17 protein-coding genes are annotated in these 18,114 nt (G+C 56.8%); 7 read left to right on the top strand and 10 right to left on the bottom strand.

The genetic code is table 11. From position 1 onward, the window contains the following. Window positions 1-2 precede the first annotated feature (2 nt). Complete coding sequence (locus AC2FGC_RS17610; protein ID WP_496725091.1) at window positions 3-779, top strand: enoyl-CoA hydratase-related protein; 777 nt, start codon at window positions 3-5, stop codon at window positions 777-779. A gap of 63 nt (window positions 780-842) precedes the next feature. Here AC2FGC_RS17610 and AC2FGC_RS17615 read toward each other — a convergent pair whose 3' ends face one another. The 4 genes from AC2FGC_RS17615 to AC2FGC_RS17630 all read right to left on the bottom strand — a co-directional run bounded on the left by AC2FGC_RS17615 (window position 843) and on the right by AC2FGC_RS17630 (window position 4,959). Then, window positions 843-1,949, bottom strand: a complete 1,107-nt coding sequence (locus AC2FGC_RS17615) for a lyase family protein (protein WP_496783024.1) — start codon at window positions 1,947-1,949, stop codon at window positions 843-845. Continuing rightward, window positions 1,942-3,456: a tripartite tricarboxylate transporter permease gene (locus AC2FGC_RS17620; RefSeq protein ID WP_496740357.1), complete on the bottom strand. Its 1,515-nt coding sequence runs from the start codon at window positions 3,454-3,456 to the stop codon at window positions 1,942-1,944. Before AC2FGC_RS17620 ends, AC2FGC_RS17615 begins: the two co-directional genes overlap by 8 nt. Window positions 3,457-3,462: 6 nt before the next feature. Next, window positions 3,463-3,930 carry a tripartite tricarboxylate transporter TctB family protein gene (locus AC2FGC_RS17625; RefSeq protein ID WP_109310957.1) on the bottom strand — a complete coding sequence of 156 codons (468 nt, stop codon included), beginning with the start codon at window positions 3,928-3,930 and terminating at the stop codon, window positions 3,463-3,465. Window positions 3,931-3,999: 69 nt separating this feature from the next. Then, the gene (locus AC2FGC_RS17630) at window positions 4,000-4,959 is read right to left on the bottom strand and encodes a tripartite tricarboxylate transporter substrate binding protein (RefSeq protein ID WP_472725086.1); all 960 of its coding nucleotides are present in this window, start codon (window positions 4,957-4,959) and stop codon (window positions 4,000-4,002) included. 100 nt (window positions 4,960-5,059) lie between these two features. Between AC2FGC_RS17630 and AC2FGC_RS17635 the strand changes: the two genes are divergently transcribed. From AC2FGC_RS17635 to AC2FGC_RS17645, 3 genes are all read left to right on the top strand, one after another. Continuing rightward, on the top strand, window positions 5,060-5,974 hold the full coding sequence (locus AC2FGC_RS17635) for a LysR family transcriptional regulator (RefSeq protein WP_282169438.1): 915 nt from the start codon (window positions 5,060-5,062) through the stop codon (window positions 5,972-5,974). A gap of 74 nt (window positions 5,975-6,048) precedes the next feature. Continuing rightward, the gene (locus AC2FGC_RS17640; RefSeq protein ID WP_472725087.1) at window positions 6,049-6,888 is read left to right on the top strand and encodes a hypothetical protein; all 840 of its coding nucleotides are present in this window, start codon (window positions 6,049-6,051) and stop codon (window positions 6,886-6,888) included. A gap of 267 nt (window positions 6,889-7,155) precedes the next feature. After that, on the top strand, window positions 7,156-8,154 hold the full coding sequence (locus tag AC2FGC_RS17645) for a LacI family DNA-binding transcriptional regulator (RefSeq protein WP_282169436.1): 999 nt from the start codon (window positions 7,156-7,158) through the stop codon (window positions 8,152-8,154). Here AC2FGC_RS17645 and AC2FGC_RS17650 read toward each other — a convergent pair whose 3' ends face one another. Continuing rightward, entirely contained in the window at window positions 8,155-9,288 is a 1,134-nt protein-coding gene (locus AC2FGC_RS17650) for a Gfo/Idh/MocA family protein (protein WP_496697685.1), read from the bottom strand. A gap of 39 nt (window positions 9,289-9,327) precedes the next feature. Next, complete coding sequence (locus AC2FGC_RS17655) at window positions 9,328-10,431, bottom strand: Gfo/Idh/MocA family protein (RefSeq protein ID WP_496725107.1); 1,104 nt, start codon at window positions 10,429-10,431, stop codon at window positions 9,328-9,330. Between the two features lie 115 nt (window positions 10,432-10,546). Between AC2FGC_RS17655 and iolC the strand changes: the two genes are divergently transcribed. From iolC to AC2FGC_RS17670, 3 genes are read left to right on the top strand one after another with little or no spacing between them, the layout of a single operon-like run. Next, window positions 10,547-11,527 (top strand): 5-dehydro-2-deoxygluconokinase, encoded by a 981-nt coding sequence (gene iolC / locus AC2FGC_RS17660; protein ID WP_496783027.1) that lies wholly within the window; start codon window positions 10,547-10,549, stop codon window positions 11,525-11,527. Window positions 11,528-11,536: 9 nt separating this feature from the next. Beyond that, the gene (locus AC2FGC_RS17665; protein WP_058277227.1) at window positions 11,537-12,373 is read left to right on the top strand and encodes a 5-deoxy-glucuronate isomerase; all 837 of its coding nucleotides are present in this window, start codon (window positions 11,537-11,539) and stop codon (window positions 12,371-12,373) included. After that, window positions 12,370-13,209: a class II fructose-bisphosphate aldolase gene (locus AC2FGC_RS17670; protein ID WP_496725113.1), complete on the top strand. Its 840-nt coding sequence runs from the start codon at window positions 12,370-12,372 to the stop codon at window positions 13,207-13,209. Before AC2FGC_RS17665 ends, AC2FGC_RS17670 begins: the two co-directional genes overlap by 4 nt. A 9-nt stretch (window positions 13,210-13,218) precedes the next feature. Here the strand turns inward: AC2FGC_RS17670 and iolB are convergent, their stop codons facing one another. The 4 genes from iolB to iolD are packed head-to-tail and all read right to left on the bottom strand — an operon-like array spanning window position 13,219 to window position 18,033. Next, entirely contained in the window at window positions 13,219-14,025 is an 807-nt protein-coding gene (iolB, locus tag AC2FGC_RS17675; RefSeq protein ID WP_496725115.1) for a 5-deoxy-glucuronate isomerase, read from the bottom strand. 48 nt (window positions 14,026-14,073) lie between these two features. After that, window positions 14,074-15,255 carry a phytanoyl-CoA dioxygenase family protein gene (locus AC2FGC_RS17680; protein ID WP_496725117.1) on the bottom strand — a complete coding sequence of 394 codons (1,182 nt, stop codon included), beginning with the start codon at window positions 15,253-15,255 and terminating at the stop codon, window positions 14,074-14,076. A gap of 49 nt (window positions 15,256-15,304) precedes the next feature. Beyond that, window positions 15,305-16,204, bottom strand: coding sequence for a myo-inosose-2 dehydratase (iolE, locus tag AC2FGC_RS17685; protein ID WP_496725119.1), 900 nt, complete (start codon window positions 16,202-16,204; stop codon window positions 15,305-15,307). After that, a complete protein-coding gene (gene iolD / locus AC2FGC_RS17690) occupies window positions 16,201-18,033 on the bottom strand; it encodes a 3D-(3,5/4)-trihydroxycyclohexane-1,2-dione acylhydrolase (decyclizing) (protein ID WP_496725121.1) in 1,833 nt (610 codons plus the stop codon). Before iolD ends, iolE begins: the two co-directional genes overlap by 4 nt. Between the last annotated feature and the right edge of the window lie 81 nt (window positions 18,034-18,114).

Raw genomic sequence — 18,114 nt, forward strand, 5'->3', positions numbered from 1 at the left:
TCATGTTTGAGACAATTGAAACCGAAACACGGGGGCGGGTCGCAACGATCCGCTTCAACCGTCCCGATCAGCTGAACGCGTTGAACACTCAACTCATGAACGAAGTCCTGGCCGCCGCGACCGCGTTCGACAAGGATCCCGGCATCGGCTGCTTGATCCTTATGGGCAGTGATCGTGCTTTTGCCGCCGGGGCAGATATCGGCGAGCTTGCGGTGCAAACCTACGCAACTATGCAAGCAAGTGACTACTTTGCCGAATGGGATAAGTTTGCAGCGCTTCGCCTGCCCAAGGTGGCGGCGGTCAGTGGCTATGCCTTGGGCGGTGGATGTGAAGTTGCGCTGATGTGTGACGTCATTCTGGCCTCGGGCACTGCCAAATTCGGCCAGCCCGAAATCAAAATCGGCTGCATTCCCGGCATTGGTGGCACGCAGCGGCTTACACGGCTGATCGGTCGTGCCAGAGCTATGGACATGATCCTGACCGGGCGCATGATCGACGCGTCAGAGGCCCTGCAGATGGGCTTGGTCAGTCGAGTTGTCACGCAGAATACCCTTTTGGACACAGCACAAGAGGTGGCCGAAACCATTGCAGATTACGCTGATGATATCGTCAATATGGCGCGCACCTGCGTAAACATGGCCGACCAGAGCACACTTGAATCGGGTTTGCGGTTCGAGCGGCAGATGTATCACGCGCTTTATGGATTGCCGGCCCAACAAGAAGGCATGAATGCCTTTCTGGAAAAGCGAAAACCGCAGTTCAGGCGCAGGACCCTGTGATCTTATCCCACGTCGTTAATCACCGCTCGAAAAAAGAGCGGTGATATGACCAATCTTATCGCTTCAGTGCGTTTTCCCAGCCGTGCTATACTCAAAGTCGGAAACCTTGCGGGCCATGGATTCAGAGTCCACAACCAGGTTCGCAAAGATCGTTTCGACCCATGACAAAGCGCCCGAAGTCAGCAAGAACGTCTCTGGGATGACGTTCCATTCGCCGATCCACATACCACCCGAACGTTCGTGTTGATGGGTGGTGAATTCGCCGATCTGTTCAGCCCGCTGTCGTCCAAGCCGGGCGACGGCCTCTCCGAATTCTGACGCGCGCTGGTTCTGTTTGTGCGCCATAGCCGAAGACGCGCCTTTACCGGCTTCATGCACCTCGGAACATTCGGAAATATCCGATGAAGACAACAGATTGACGTTATGCGAGATCTTGCACAGCGTCGCACACAGCCCTCCCAGCGCAGTTACAACATCGGCAAGCCCGTCACGGGCGTTTTGCCAATGGGGTTCAACTACATTCAGACCCAAAGTGGCCGCAACGCCTTCCTTGATGCGATGTCCGGTCCCGTTTTCGTAACCGCGCAGATCGCCAACGGGGCCACCAATCTGGGCATTCAAACCGCGAACGCCCGCTTCTTCCAACGCTTGTGAACGCCGCTGCAGTTCAACTTTCCAGACGGTCAGTTTGGTTTCAGCCCGAATAGGCAAGGCATGCTGTCCATTCGTGCGACCGATCATGATAGTATCACCAAGCTGATCGATGTGTTGCTCAATAGCGGTGGTCAGTCTTTGCAGTCCGGTCTGGATGTGCTCCAGACCGATCTTCATTTGCAGGGCCAGAGCGGTGTCCATAATGTCCTGCGTTGTCGCCCTATAGTGGACCTTTTCCGCATGGTCGCCGACCTGCCTTCGCAATTGTTCGACAAGACCAACGATCGGGCGCCCGACAAGCATCATGTCTTCGTGCAACCGCTCGGTATCCAGATTGCAGACTGACACCGCATCCAACGCATCTGCAGCCTCTTGCGGGATTAGGTTTTCCAACGCCTGGTGATGGGCCAGTGTCTGTTCAACCTTCAACCAGGCCGAGATCGTGGCGTGTTCCGACCAGACGGACCGCATATCGGCGCTGGAAAAGCAGTCGCGATAGAGGGAGTGCTCAAGCATCTTCTAATGCTCCCTTCGCGATCTTGCGCTCTTTCATGATCCCGCGGATACGGTAGGCAATTGCCCCTGCGCCGATGACCAGGAAGGCCAAAGCGATCGGACGTTCAACGAAGATCAGGGCGCCACCCTCCGACATCAGCAACGACTGACGGAATGTCTCTTCAGCACCTTTGGCCAGCACGAACGAAATGACAAATGCCGCAACGTTGAAGTCGTATTTCCGCATCAGCCATCCGGCAAAGCCCGCGCAAGTCATGACTGTGACGTCAAACATTGATCCACGTGCAGAATAAGCTGCGACAAACGCGGTCAGGAAGATCAGCGGGTACAGGACATTGGTCGGGATCTTCAGGATAATTCGCGCAACCTGAGTGGCACCGAAGTAACCGATCAGACCATAGGCCACGATACCCAACATCCCGCAGGCGAACAGTTTGTAGACCAGCTCTTTGTCGGTCAGGAACAGGGTTGGTCCGACCTGGATGCCGTGGATCAGGAAAACACCCAAAAGGATCGCACCAATTGTCGAACCCGGGATGCCCAGCGTCAGCAGCGGGGCCATCGACGGACCGGACACCGCGTTGTTTGCAGCTTCGGGTGCTGCGACACCTTCCAGCGCGCCCTTGCCCCACTTCTCGGGATTTTTGGCGCGGCGTTTGCCTTCACCGTATGAAATGAAGGCCGCAATAGCTGAACCCAGACCTGGCAGCACACCGATGCCTGCACCGATGAAGCCACCGCGGAACGCATGGGGCAAGCAAGGTTTGTACTCTTCCCATGTCAGGCTGTTGCCGTCTTCCGTGCTTTCATTTTCTTTGGTTTCACCGGTTGCCTTGCGGCGCGTTTCCAACTGGGCAAAGACCTCTCCCAAAACGAATACACCGATCATCAGGGGCACAAGGCCAATCCCGTTGGACAGGTCGAACGAGCCAAAGGTATAGCGCTCTTCGCTTGAGATTGGGTCCAATCCGACCATGGCGATCAAAATACCCATCAGGGCAGATGCCAATCCTTTGACGATTGAGCTGCCGATGACCGAACCGATGACCACGAAGGCTGCAAAGTAGATCGCAAAGGTTTCTGGCGGGCCAAGCTTCAGGGCAATAGCCGCAATGAAACCGACACCGACGACCAGCAGGATATCCCCCATGAGGTCACCGATGACTGATGATATGGTCGCGACCTTCATCGCCTTTCCAGCCTGCCCAGCGCGCGCAAGGGGATAACCGTCAATCTGTGTCGCGGCACTGGCCGCAGTGCCCGGCGTGTTGAACAGAATTGCCGCGATCGATCCGCCATAGCGACCGGATTTACCGATCACATACAGGAAGGCGAGCGCGAATAGTGGCGACATGTAAAAGGTGATGGGCAGCAGCATGGCAATCGCTGCCGATGCGGTCAGACCGGGCGTGGCCCCAACGACCATGCCCACAGCTGCGGCCAACACGATGGCAAACAGCAAACTGGGGTCGGTTATGACCGAAAGAAGTGCGGGAAAAATTTCCATGACGATTTACCCCTGTATCCAGCTGAGCAGGTCAAAGACCTCGCCATAAGGCGGGTACACACCAAGCAGCACAAAAAAGATGAGGTGGAAGATCAACGGGCACAGAACGACGGAAACCGCCAGACCGATCCAGCTTCGAACTCCGAAGAAGTACAAAACGACCGGCGCAGCGATCGCTGTTGGCAAAAGATAGCCAAACCAGCGGAATGACTGCTGATAGATCAGGGCGATGATGAACAGACCAATGATCTGGAGGGTTGCGCCGTTATCCTGTTCCTGACCGGTATCGCCAGCCGGTTGACGGACGGCACCTAACAGTAACAGGCCGGAAAGAAACAGCAGCGCGATGGATGCTGAGAATGGTACGATGCCAGCCCAGGTATCCCCCGGCGAAGCTGCTGGCACTTGCCAGGCGCCCCAAATGGCAACGATGGAAATAAGGGCAAGCACAAGGCCTTCTGCATAGGCGCGCATATCGTTCCTCCCTGATTGCGTTAGATACAAAAAGGCCGGGGGAAGAATATCCACCCGGCCCCGAGGACTTTAGTTGGTCAGACTTTCGACCAGGGGAGCGGCGTCCTCTTTCATGGCGGACAGCGTTGCTTTGGCGTCCGCACCATTCTGATAGACCGGGCCTGTTCCGCGCGAGGCCAGCAGTTCGGCAAATTCGGGTTTCGCGGCGATCTGCTCCAGCGCAGTTTCCATCGCGGCAACGACCTCGGCCGGGGTGCCCTTCGGGGCGAAAACGATGACTGGCGAAGATACAGCGGCAAACGGGATGCCCAGCTCACCAAATGCAGGCACGTCTTTCATGATGCCATCACGTTCTTGGCTGTTGACCGCCAGAGCGCGAAGCTGCTCTTCAAACCCTGCCAGCTGCTGAACACCCAGGAAACCAAAGTCAGCCTGTTCACCGATCAGTGCCGCGCGGGTCGGTCCGCCACCTTTGAACGGTACATCCTGCGCTTCGATGTCATTGCTGGCCAGGAAGCCCATGCCGCCAACGTGGTGGAAGCCTCCGCGACCCGAATGGGCCCAACGCAATTGACCGGGGTTGGCTTTGGCCGCGTCGATCACGTCCTGAACGGACTCGAACGGGCTGTTCAGCGGCACCATCAGCGACGTTTGCAGCTGACCGACCTGAGCAACAAACTCAAAGCTGTCCAGCGCATCGATATCGGTGTCACGTGTCATGGTCGACAACAGGAACGAACCGCCCGAAGTCATCATCAAAGTATAGCCGTCAGGGCGTGCACCCACGACCGAGTTCGCACCATTCAGACCGCCCGAGCCGGGTTTGTTCACGACGACTACTGGAACGTCCAGAATGCCTTCGGCTGCTGCCGAAATAGCGCGGGCATAAGCGTCTGTACCACCGCCGGCTTTGTAAGGAACAACCAGGTTGATCGGACGTTTCGGCCAGTCGGCTGCGAAACTTGCCGTTGCCGTTGCAGTCACGGTTACTGCCGCAAGAACAGCAGTGAGAATTGTTCTACGCTTCATAGCATCCTCCCTAAGATGCGATCAAAATTAGCTTAAATTCAGTGTTAATAAAAATGCAAAGATGTTATCTTATCTTGCAAATTAGTAAAGAGTCCACCTGATGAATATCAAAGCCCTTCGCGCCTTTCGTGCCACCCTTTCCGAAGGAACGCTGGTTGCTGCATCTGAAATTCTGCACCTGAGTCAGCCTGCAATCAGCCGACTGATTTCCGGGCTTGAGGCAGAATTGGGCCTGACCCTGTTTGACCGCAGCGGCCGCAACTTGACTCCGACACGCGAAGGGTTGGCATTCTACCGCGAAGCCGGGCGTATCCTGGACAACCTTGATGAAGTGCCCCGCATCGCTGCAGAGATTAAAGCCGGACGTACGGAAACACTGCGCGTGGTCACGATGCCGCGTATCGCACGGGCAATTTCGGCGCCTGCACTTGCGATGTTTTTGCAAGCCCACCCTGATACAAACGTAACTCTGGACATCCGGGCACGACGTGAGGCCAGCAAATGGCTTGCCGGACGTGAATATGACATCGGCATCGGAGCATTGCCGGTCGAGCATCCGGGCGTCAGGACAAAACCCCTGCTGCGGGTGCGGGCGCAGGCCGTTTTGCCGGTTGCGCATGCATTATCTGATCGCAAGTCGGTAACCGCCACTGATCTCGCCCGCGAGCCGGTCATTCGGCTGATGAACGGACTTCTATTGCGCGAACAACTTGATGACATCTTCCGGTCAGCGGGCGTAAATCCCAGACATACCTGCGAAGTCGCGGCGTCCCAGCTTGCCTGTTCGCTTGTCGCGGAAGGCGCCGGTATAACCATTGCTGACGAGTTGGTCGCAGCACAGGAAACAAAAGAACGTTTGGCCCTGGTTCCGATCGCACCAGAGCGTTGGATGACCTTTGGTTTGTTGTACCCCGCAACGCAGGAGAAATCTCAGGCGCTTCAGGATTTTGAGGACGTTCTGTTTTGGCAGGCGTCCAAGCTATGTAAGAACAGCCCAACTTTGTCTCTTGCCTGACAATTGTTGTCGGGCGGATTCAGGTCCATGTCCCATGCCCCGCGTAGGCCAAAGCAACGATTGCAACAGAGCCGATGCTCAAGCATCTTGAAACCCCCGATCCACGATCATTCATCGGCTGCGCGAATTGCGTGGCGCAGCTGACGGACACCAAAATGAAAAAGTTGAGCGCAATCGTCGCAGACTGCCGGGTCATCAATTTACCCGATAACAATAGCAGACGGCTTCATATGACCAACTTGATGAACAAGCACGGCATCAGTTTTTCATTTTCAGAAGGCAGCACCGGACAAAGCCATGCCTTAAACTGCGCCCGCGCCCACCTTGCAGCGCTTGAGTCACTCAAAACGCTCCCGGCATTGGTTCTGGAGGATGATGTCTTCGCGTTGACCGAAGACCTGACCATTCCTGAAATTCCAAAAGATGCGGACGTCGTTTATTTGGGGGTTTCGCCCTTCGGCTGCTTTCCCTGGACACGTCGCTATGTTCAACGTTTCGGCCACCGCGCGCATTACAACCTTGCACTCGCTTCGACTGAGAACAGCGATTGGCTGAGACTGCATTCTATGGCCGGTGCAATAGCTATTCTCTATGTGTCACCAGCAGGTCTGGATGCGTGGCGGTATTCCATGCGGGCGGCCATAAAACGGAGTAAGCCGTTTGATGTGTTCACCGCCTACAAGATGACTTCCCTGAACGTTTATGCACCTCATCGCCCCGTTTTTTACGAAGAACCCAGCCTGCAACGCCCTCTTAAGCATGTTACCCCGGAACAAAGACTGCAATGGACGACAACACCCTTGTCGCCCGTCAAAGAAGGCACAATAGTCACTATGCCCACCAAAGGCGGGGCAATGCGCGCTCGGGTTGAAGAGTGCAAAGATAACCGTCTTGAATGGTCACTGCTTCAATGAGGTCGGGAAAGGGGTATTCTCAGGTTGCTGGCCACGCAATGTCAGGGTCTTTAAGTGCGATGCGCCTGCCTAAACCCTTTCGATACAGCGTCTGGCTCTACAGATTGCATCCAAGTCGAAGGGCTTGAGATTTTAGATGCTCCTTTGCAAGGAACCCAACGTCTTTTCAGCACAACCTTGCAACCGATTGCAAACCCGACGCAATAGGGCGTAGTATTTTCCCATGAATTTGACCGAAAGCCATCCCCGAACCCATCGGTGCCAGCCATGAGTGTGACCCTAAAAGAAGTGGCCGCACTGGCCGGTGTATCCCGCTCTGCCGTATCGCGGACCTTTACCGAAGGCGCGTCCGTCTCACCAAAGACACGTAGCAAGGTGGAGAAGGCTGCAGCCGAACTGGGGTACAGCCCAAACGCGTTGGCTTCTTCGCTGACAACCGGACGCACCAAGTTGATCGGTTTGATTTCTAACAACTTCCACAACCCCATTTTTCTTGAAGTCTTTGACCAGTTTACCCGCGCCCTGCAGGAACGCGGCCTGCGTCCGCTGATCGTGAACCTGACCGACGAAACCGAGCCGACAAATTCGGTCCGAATGCTGCGGCAGTATTCTGTGGATGCTGCCATCGTCGCCTCATCTACCTTGCCCCCAAGCTTTGCCAAGGCGTTCCACGATGCAGGTGTTCCGGTAGTGCACACTTTCGGTCGATCTGCGACGTCACCTGAGGTGCATGTTGTAGGCATAGACAACGTTGAATGCGGACGCATGGCCGCACGCGAGCTGTCGTCGCGGGGGTATCGTCGTATCGGCTATCTGGGCGGCCCGAAAGATGCGACATCGGCGATGGATCGGTATCGCGGCTTCATGGAAGAAGTTGAAAAGCACCCGGAACTCGAAGTGACGCATTGCTTCGCAGGCGCCTATTCATTTGAAGCCGGGCGAGAAGAAATGCTTCAGCAACTGGCGGAAGGCCCTGCAGAAGGGTACTTTTGCGGCGACGACATTCTGTCCATAGGTGCCCTGTCCGCATTATCCGATCACGGACTGAAACCGGGCAAAGACATCGGCATCATCGGCCTGAACGACATGGAGATGTCGCGCTGGGAAAGCGTGAACCTGACGACGATTCATCAGCCGATTAAACAAATCATTACCGCTTCCGTCGATCTGGTCGAAGAGATGCTGAAAGACCCCGAGCGTTACCCCGAGGCCCGTATTTTCCCCTGCCGTGTGATCGAGCGGGGCACATTGCGGCCCCGACCCTGATCAGCGAAACATCGGTGGGCGCGCGTCCGTCCATGCCCCGTCATTTTTCGCAGACGCCACTGCGGCATGCACGGCTGCGATCGACCGCACTCCGTCGGCAGGTGTAGGCAGACCATCACGCGCCTCTCCGCGAATAGCGTCGGCAAGATCGCAATAGATGTTGGCCACGGCCAGCGGGAACCCTTCGGGATGGGCAATCGCCACACGGGACAATCGTTGCGCATCGTCGTGAAGACCGCCCTCGCCTTTTTCAATGATCTGTGTACGGCCGCCGACAGGCGTATAGATCAATTGATTGGGTTGCTCGGACGTCCAGCGAAGGCCTCCGGTTTCGCCAAACACCTGAATATCAAACCCGTGCTGACGCCCAATTGCCACCGAAGAGGTCCACAACCGCCCGACAGCACCGCCTTCGGTCCGGAAGTTGACCATGGCATCGTCCTCAAGTTCGCGGCTTGAAATCGTAGACGCCATATCTGCAGACAAGGTTTTGACTTCATCGTCACTGATGAAACTGGCCATGTGCAGCGCATGGATACCGCAATCGGCGAATTGGCCAGACACACCCGCCATCGCTGGATCATAGCGCCAGCGTACGCGCGGGTTATCGGCGTCAGTCGCGTCGCCATGGTGGCCATGGCTGAAATTCGTCACAACAAGACGCACCTTGCCAATATCCCCGGCGCGAACCATCGCGCGCGCCTGGCGCACCATCGGATAAGCGGAATAGCAATAGTTCACGGCACAAATCTTGCCCGAGGCCTCTGCAACGCGAACGATCTCTTGGCCCTCTTCCACGGTCATTGTCATTGGCTTTTCGCAAAGCACATTGAACCCGGCTTCAAGGAACGTTTTGGCAATCTCAAAATGGGTGGAGTTCGGAGTGGCGATGGTCACCAGATCAACCCGGTCGGGGCGGTCCTTTTCCCCGGCCAGCATTTCCTGCCAGTCGCCATAGGCGCGATCCGACGCCACTCCAAGTCGTTGCGCATATTCTCGCCCAACATCGGGTCGGTGATCCAAAGCACCCGCAGCGAATTCAAACATCCCATCCGCCAACGCTCCTAACCGGTGTGCGGGTCCGATCTGACTGCCTTCACCACCACCAATCATGCCCCATTTCAGCTTTGCCATGGTTCTCGTCTCTCTTAGATGATCTCTTAGTTTTTGTGTTCAGACGGTGCTGACGTCCTGCCATTGCCGCTGCTCTGACGACATTAGCGCAGCAGCAAGGACGCAGTTGACCTCATGCCCATCTCGGAATGTGGGCCAGATTGATTTGCCCGTGTGAATGGCCTCAAGAAAATCTTTGGCCTCGATGATGATCTGGTCCTGATAACCTGTTCCATGACCCGGGCCCTGACAGAAAGGCTCGTAGTCGGGGTGCGCCGGACCCGTCAGGATCTTGGTGAAGCCCCTTTCTTCCTCTGGTCCTTCGCGTCGATAAAGCCACAGGGCGTTCTGATCTTCCTGATCGAACCGGATTGCGCCTTTGGTGCCTGTAATTTCATAGGCATAGCCCATCTTTCGCCCCGTCGCGATGCGGCTGACATAGATATTACCCATCGCACCACCGGCAAACCGGCACATTATCTGGGCGTGGTCATCATTGGTAACGGTGCCGCCTGGGCGTTCACTATGAACCGTTTCCACTTCGGCCATAACCTCGACAATCGGACCGATCAGGGCCAAAGCACCGTTGATCATATGTGGGGCAAGATCTCCGATCGTGCCGTTGGCCATTCCGGACGTCCGCCATGTGGCCGGGGCGTCAGGGTCGGCATAGAAGTCCTCAGTATGCTCGCCGCGAAACCAGGTTATGTCCCCCAATTCACCGTTGGCGATCAATTGACGAGCAAACTGTGTTGCGGGCGTTCTGACATAGTTGAACCCGACCATATTGGTGACGCCCGCGGCCTCGGCCGCGGCAATCATCGCGCGTCCATCATCCAAAGAAGATCCGAGGGGTTTTTCGCACAACACAGGCTTGCCCAAGGCTAACGCGGCCTCTGCAATCTGTCTATGCGTTGTTTGTGGCGAAGCAATCACGACAGCATCCACTGCCGGGTCATTGACCAGCATCGACCAATCGGAGGTCGCGCGACGAAAACCGTAAGCCGCGCGGTATCGCTCGGCGCTTTCGGGTGTGGATGCGCAGATCATCTCAAGTCGTGGCCGCAAGGCTGTGTTGAACACTGCGCCTACGGCTGACATCGCGACTGAATGAGCTTTGCCCATATAGCCACCGCCGATTATTCCAATTCCGATTTCAGGCATCTGCAACGGCTCCGAACAATGTATTTGCAACCGGTTGCAAAATCAGTATCGTGTGAATCGATTCAACGCAAGGACCAACGATCCTCGCCAGCCCATTTTTGCCGGAGGACATGACGTGAGCGCTTTGATAGACGGTATCAAAGGAAACCGGTTCGCGGTCTTTGGACGCGCGGGCATGGACCTGTATGCCGATCCCGTTGGTGTTAAAAGCGAAGACGCCGACACGTTTCACGCCGATCTGGGCGGGTCATCAGCAAATATCTGCGCCGGGCTGGTCAAACTGGGCAGCCAGGCATCCTTGATCACTTCGGTCTCAGATGATGCGGTTGGCCGCTTCTGCCTGAATAAGCTTGCTCATTACGGTGTAGACACGTCCTATATCCGCGTCGTCGGCGGTGAATACCGCATGTCTCTGGCCGTTTACGAAAGCCGGATCGAAGAATTTCAAAATGTCATCTACCGCAACGGCGCAGTCGACTTTCAGGTGACCGAGGATGACATGGACAAGGTCGACTACGGCAAATTTTCAGCCGTGATATCTGCCGGAACGGTGTTTGCCGCTGAACCCTCGCGCAGCGCCACGTTTCGCGCGTTCGAAAACGCCCGCAATGCGGGTTTGCCGGTAATTTTTGACATAGACTACCGTCCCTACAGTTGGCCATCACCGGAGGTTGCCGCCGAAGTCCTGTCGCGCGCGGGCGAAGCAAGCGATCTAATCGTCGGCAATGACGAAGAATTTGGGTTCATGGCAGGCGGCATCGACAAAGGCTTCGCCAAAGCCAAGGAGTTGGCGGCGAAACCGGGCCGGATCGTGATCTACAAGATGGGCGAAAAGGGCGCAGTCACGTTGCTCGATGATCAGGAAATCGAAACCGGCATCTATCCCGTCACAGCAGTCAAACCCAACGGTGCTGGCGACAGTTTCATGGCCGGCCTGCTGGCCTCGATCGCCGCTGGAAGCGAGCTTAAGGATGCGGCTATGCGCGGCTCAGCCTGCGCCTCAATCGTCGTGTCCAAGCCCGGCTGCGCTCCGGCCATGCCAACAACTCCGGAACTGGACGCATTTCTTGCCGCCCATCCCGGCCCAACGACATAGGAACCTCTCATGCACATCGCTCCCTATGACAATCAGAACAAACCGATCGTCGACGCCGATGATCCAACGGTTCCGCTGAATTACTTCAACATCGTCAAACTGAAAAAAGGCGAAGCGTTCGAGTATCAGGTGCCCGGTTACGAGACGTGTATCGTACCTGCCACGGGCAGTGTCGATGTCGATGTAGAAGGCGAGCAGTTCGCCAAGCTGGGCAAGCGGGGCGAAGACGTCTGGGATGGGGATCCGGAAGGCGTTTATGTGCCGGTCGGCGCTAAGGTCCAACTGGTCTGCGTGTCGGATGAAACCGAAATCTTCATAGCGGGCGCCAAGTACGACAAGGTACTGGATCCGTTCGATGTGCGTGAACACGACCTTGTGCAATACGGCAGCGACGACACTAAAACTCATCGCAAAATCAAACATATCCTCGGCCAGAAACAACACGACAAAGTGGGTCGCCTGCTGGTCAGTGAACTGTTCACCGTGGGTCAGGGCGGCTGGTCCGGCTTCCCCAGCCACAAGCATGACACGAACCGTCTGCCCGACGAGACGCGGCACGATGAGACCTACAATTTCCGTTTCAAACCCAACTGGGGATCGGGCCTTCAGATGTTGCAGCGTGAGGACAACGAACCGGGCGATGCGTACCACATCGTCGACGGCTCAACGATCTGCATCGACAAGGGGTACCACCCCTGCTGTGTTCTGCCGGGATACGAGATGTACTATTTCACCATCCTGGGCGGTCTGACTCAGCGTTCGCTGGTTCAGTACTTTCAACCAACCCATGCCTATCAGGTCGAGACCATTCCGGGCATCAAAGACATGATTGCCAAATTCAAATGACCCTCGCTACGCTCAAAGACGTCCTCACCCCCGCATACGAAAACGGCTACGCTGTTGGCGGGCTTGTTACGCTGGGATGGGAGGATATGCGTGCCTATGTAGCCGCAGCCGAGGCGGAAAATGCGCCGGTGATCCTTCAGGCTGGTCCAAGCTGCCGCGAGCACACACCCCTGCCTGTTCTGGGCAAGATGTTTCGCTTCCTGGCGGAAAATGCCTCGGTTCCGGTCGCGGCCCATCTGGATCACGGTTATACATTCGAGGACTGCAAGATCGCATTGGACAGCGGGTTCACATCGCTCATGTTCGACGGGTCACGCAAGCCGCTGCAGCAAAACATCGACGAAACTGCTGCCATTGCCGAAATGGCCCATGCGGCAGGTATTTCCTGCGAAGGTGAGATCGGCTTTGTCGGCTATTCCGGCGGCGAAGGATCGAACGGGACAGATCCAAACGAGGCCGCGCAGTTCGCTCGTGAAAGCGGCGTGGACGCAATGGCCATCTCAGTCGGAAACGTTCATCTGCAACAGAACAAAGAAGGCGGTTTGGATGAGGTCCGCATCGCCGAAATCGACGCTGCGACAAGTGTTCCGTTGGTCATTCATGGCGGCTCTGGCGTGCCTGTGGAACAACGCAGCCGGTTGGCGCGGGAAACGTCGATCTGCAAGTTCAATATCGGTACCGAACTGCGCATGGCATTTGGTAACGCGCTGCGCGAGGCAGTCAACCGAGACCCTGATAGATTTGACCGCGTGACGATCCTGAAAGAGACCCACGACCCGGTTGAGGCGGCAGCTCGCATGGTCATTCGCGCCTTTGGTGCCCCTGTGCAAAGGTAGGCGTCGGCGTTACGCGTCGCGCTCCATGATCCATTCAACTTCGGGGGCCGGAACAAAGCGCCATTTGCGCAGCGGTCCGGCCATAACGTTCAGATAATACATCTCGAACCCATAAGGTGCGCCGCAGGGATGATGACCGCGGGGCACGCAGACAACATCGCCATCGGAAACAGCCATAGTCTCGTCTAATTGCCCGTCATCGGTATAGACGCGCTGAATCCCGAACCCATTCGCCGGGTTCAAGCGGTGGTAGTAGGTCTCTTCCAGATAGGTGATCCGCGGAAAATCATCTTCATCGTGTCGATGGCTGGGATACGACGACCAATGCCCGTTTGGCGTAAACACTTCGGTCACCAGAAGACTATCGGCAAAGTCCTCATTCTCCATCGCAATGTTGTTGATATAGCGCGTATTTACGCCCTTGCCGCGCTCGGTCAGAGTAATGCCTTCGGGGCCGATGCGTCGCGCAGAGTGGCCACTCTTGCCCGGGGCTGTACACACCGCAATCACGCAATCCGTTTCGGCTGTGGCCGTCCATTCTGTGCCGTTCGGCAGATAAAGACAGTGCGGCGGCGTCTTCTCAAAAACGTTCATCCGATCGCCCAGAACACCCCAGTCCCGCTCAGCTCCGGCGATGCGGGCCTTGCCCTCGACCATGACCAGAATGACCTCGCGATCACCCGTTGCCTCGGCCACTGTATCGCCTGCCCGAAGGTGGTAAAGCCCAAACCCCACATAGCGCCACCCGGCACTGGCCGGAGTGATGTCATGCACTTTACCTCGACGCCCAAAGGGCTTTTTGAGTAGGTCAGCCATGTTTTCTTCTCCGTATTGGGCGGGTTTGACTAACCCGTCCTTATTGTCTCAGGCGGCTTGCCTTGATTGCAGTGCCGAAAACGTCTCGGCCAATTGTGGTTCGGTCCAGCCTTCTGACACAGCACGACGCAAAATGTCGGCCTGACTTTCCGGGGCGTTGCCACCTACGGGCGGGTCCGTATCCAGATTGGTTGGGAAGGGATACCCCTCGGCTGTGGCAGCAATGGCCGCGTCCAATTCGGAAGCGACCAACGCGCCGCGCTGTTTCAACGCAACAAGCGACGGAAACACCACCTCGGACATAGACCGTCGGTCAACAACTTCCATTGCGCGGCCAAAGGCGGATGAGATTTGCAACAAGTTCGCCATCCGGTCGATATCCGCACTGCGATTTTCACCTGCCGCATGGAACAGTGCCGGATTGAAGAACACAGCATCCCCCTTGTCCAGCGCCAGCTGGATATAGCAGTCTTCGAAATGCGCGCGGTGGCCCTCGTCATGAAACGCCAGGTAGCCCGGCGGATAAAGCTGCGAGAACGGCAGCAGCTTGGTTGGCCCGCTTTCGACCGGCATATCGCAATGGGCGACCGCCCCCTGCAACGTCAGTGATGCCGTGACCAGATGTGCATGTGCGGGATAGCGCGCAGCACTTTCTGCGCTCTGAAATCCAAGGTGGTAATCCCTGTGCGCCTGCTGCGCGTTACCGCCTGGACGCACTTGATTGATCTGTGCCGTGACCTGATAGTTTGGCCCCAACCACGCCTCGCAGGCTGCAGCAACAGCCGTGTTCCCGAAATAGAGGGCAAAGCCCTCGGGGTCGCGCAGGCATTGCTTTTGCAGGGCGTTCCAGATCCGATCATTGGCCCCGGACGCCGCAAAGTGGTCACCCTCTCCCGCGCCGCTTTGGCTTTCGTCAACTATGATCTGGCGAAAGACATCGGTTGCGCGGTCAATCACGGACGTATCGGCGAACGCACGTTTCAGAACGATCACGCCCGACGATTTGTCCAACACATGGCCCCACTCAGCCAGCAGAGCCTTACGCTTACCTACGTTTTCCAGCGCAGGGCGCAGCTCGTCCATGTCATAGACTGGAACGTTCTTTTCGATCGTCGTGGCGTACGGGACGACATCGGCTGTAAGGTTCTGCGAGGTCAACACCTTGAATTCATCCAGATCACAGGATTCCCGGTCGAAATAGCCGATAAAACCTAACTGTTGATCTACCATGATCTTCTCCTTTTTCATGGCTTAGGTGTTAACCCCGTAGGGAGAGTCGTTACGCCTGGACCTCCAAACCCGCCTGTCCACAGACGTCGAGAATGTGCTCGTAACCTTTCTTGGAGTATTCATATGGCGGTGCCTTGGCCGGGTCCTGTTCGGCCTCGACAACGATCCATCCGTTGTAACCCAAGGATTTGAGCGCATTCGCCACGGCCTGAAAATCGATACAACCATCGCCCGGCACGGTGAAAGCTCCGGCAACGACCGCGTCCAGGAAACTGCGGTCATTTTCTTTTACGTCCTGCACAATGGCCGGGCGGATGTCTTTGAAATGCACATGATGCACGCGATCACCCCAACGGTTCAGCGTTGCCATCACATCGCCACCACCGAATAGCAGGTGACCAGTGTCAAAGCACAACTTTACTTCGGGTCCAGACCCTTCCATCAACCAGTTCACGTCATCCTCTGTCTCGATGACCGTGCCCATGTGATGATGATAGGCCATCGGCATACCCTGGTCGGCCATCCATTTGGCCAGCTCGGTGATCTTGGCGGCATAGGCCAACACTTCGTCTTTGGTCAGCCTGGGTCGGTTGTTCACCGGCGTACCCGCTTGACCCTGCACGGTATTCGAGCATTCCGCATAGACGATGCACGGGCTGTTCAAGGCGACAAACTGCTCAACCTGTTCCCGCACGGCCTCACGTTCTGCAGCGAAATCATTGACCAGCGAGGCACCCGAGCACCACCCACCACAGAGCGCGATGTCGCTGCCTTCCAGATAGGCACGCAACCCTTCAGTATCGCTGGGCATCCGCTGGCCACGCTCGACACCGGTGTACCCGATCTCGCGCGCCTCTTTCAGGGCCTGTTCCATCGTGTACGCCGCCGTCAGGTCCGGCAAATCGTCATTTTGCCAGGCGATCGGAGAAATCCCGATTTTCACGCTCATTTCGTGTTTCTTTCCTTAATCGCCAGCTCATAAGCCGCGCGTTTTTCGTTCACTTCAGGACGGATGCTGACCTCAGGCACCGCCACTTCCCACCATGTGCCGCCGAACTCGGTCGACGGATACGGATCGGTGTCGATGACCACCACGTAAGGCCCTTTGACTTCGCCACGTTTGGCGAGTGCGTCTTCCAGTTCTGCAATCGAAGTGACCTTGATCGAAGTCGCCCCCATCGCCGCCGCATGGGCCGCGAAATCGATAGCAGAGGGGGTCTCATGCACGGCATGATCCAGCAGGTTGTTAAACTCGGCACCACCTGTGCCCATTTGCAGACGGTTGATGCAGCCAAAGCCGCGATTGTCGGTAATGACGACGGTAAACGAAACGCCCATCATCGCCGCCGTCGCCATTTCTGAATTCGCCATCATATAGGTGCCGTCGCCGGTAAAACAGATCACATCGCGATCCGGTTGCGCCATCTTGATGCCCATCGCACCGGCAATCTCATACCCCATGCAGCTAAAACCATATTCCATGTGATAGGCACCGGGACGTGGCGCTTTCCATAGTTTGTGTAGCTCTCCGGGCATGGTGCCCGCCGCGCACATGACGACAGTGTCATTGTTCGAGGCACGCTGGACCGCACCAACAACCTGCATATCTGTCGGCAATGCATTCCCGTCGCCGGGGGCATCGGTCAACTTGTCGACCTTGCCAAACCAATCCGCTTTAATTGTATCCGCAACCGGATCGGCGCGGTATCCCTGCAAGGCCGCTCCCAGCTCCTCTAGCCCAACGCGCGCATCGGATTGCAATGGCATCGCACCGTGCTTTTCCGCGTCATAAGCCGCAGTATTCAGGCAGATCATCTCGCGCTGAGGGTTTGAGAACAGGCCCCACGATCCGGTAGTGAAATCCTGCATGCGAGAGCCAACGGCCAGCACCAGATCCGCTTCAGCGCAAACAGAATTGGCCGGTTCGCAGCCAGTCACCCCTACAGGCCCGAGGTTCAACGGGTGATCCCATGCAAGCGCAGACTTACCTGCTTGTGTCTCGGTGATCGGGATATTGTGCGTTTCCACGAAACTCTGCAGCGCATCTGTAGCGCCAGAGTAGTGAACACCGCCACCCGCCACGATGACCGGGCGCTTTGCCGCCTTAATGGCCGCCACTGCACGAGCCAACTCTCCCTCATCCGGGCGAATGCGGCGCTGATACCAGACGCGCGGCTCAAAAAAGCTTTCGGGATAGTCATAGGCTTCAGCCTGCACATCCTGACAAAAGGCCAGAGTCGCCGGGCCACAATCGGCAGGATCCGTCATGGTGCGGAACGCCCGCGGCAATGCGGTCAGCAGATGTTCCGGCCGGCTGATCCGGTCGAAATACCTGCTTACGGGTTTAAAGCAATCGTTGACGCTGACTGTTCCGTCGCCAAAACTCTCGATTTGCTGCAACACCGGGTCGGGGCCACGCGTTGCAAATACGTCGCCGGGAATGATCAGAACCGGCAAGCGGTTCACATGCGCCAGCGCGGCGGCTGTCACCATATTGGTCGCGCCCGGCCCAATGGACGAGGTCACGGCCATCGCGCGCGTGCGCCGCATCTGCTTCGCATACGCGATAGCACAATGCGCCATCGTCTGTTCGTTATGGCCGCGATAGGTCGGCAGGCTGTCTTTTACAGCATGCAGCGCCTCGCCCAGGCCAGCTACGTTGCCGTGACCGAAAATAGCCCAGACACCTGCGATAAAAGGCTCTCCGGCCTCATTCATCTGCGCGCCCAGATAGCGAACCAGAGCTTGCGCTGCGGTCAGTCTGATAGTTTTGCCCATATTGATCCCTTTCAACTCAAGGCCACCCGGCCAGTCCGTTGAATACCAGTTTTTCGAAAGCTGGGTCTGCGCGGGACCGCG

Source organism: Ruegeria sp. CDSC054 (assembly GCF_059610645.1).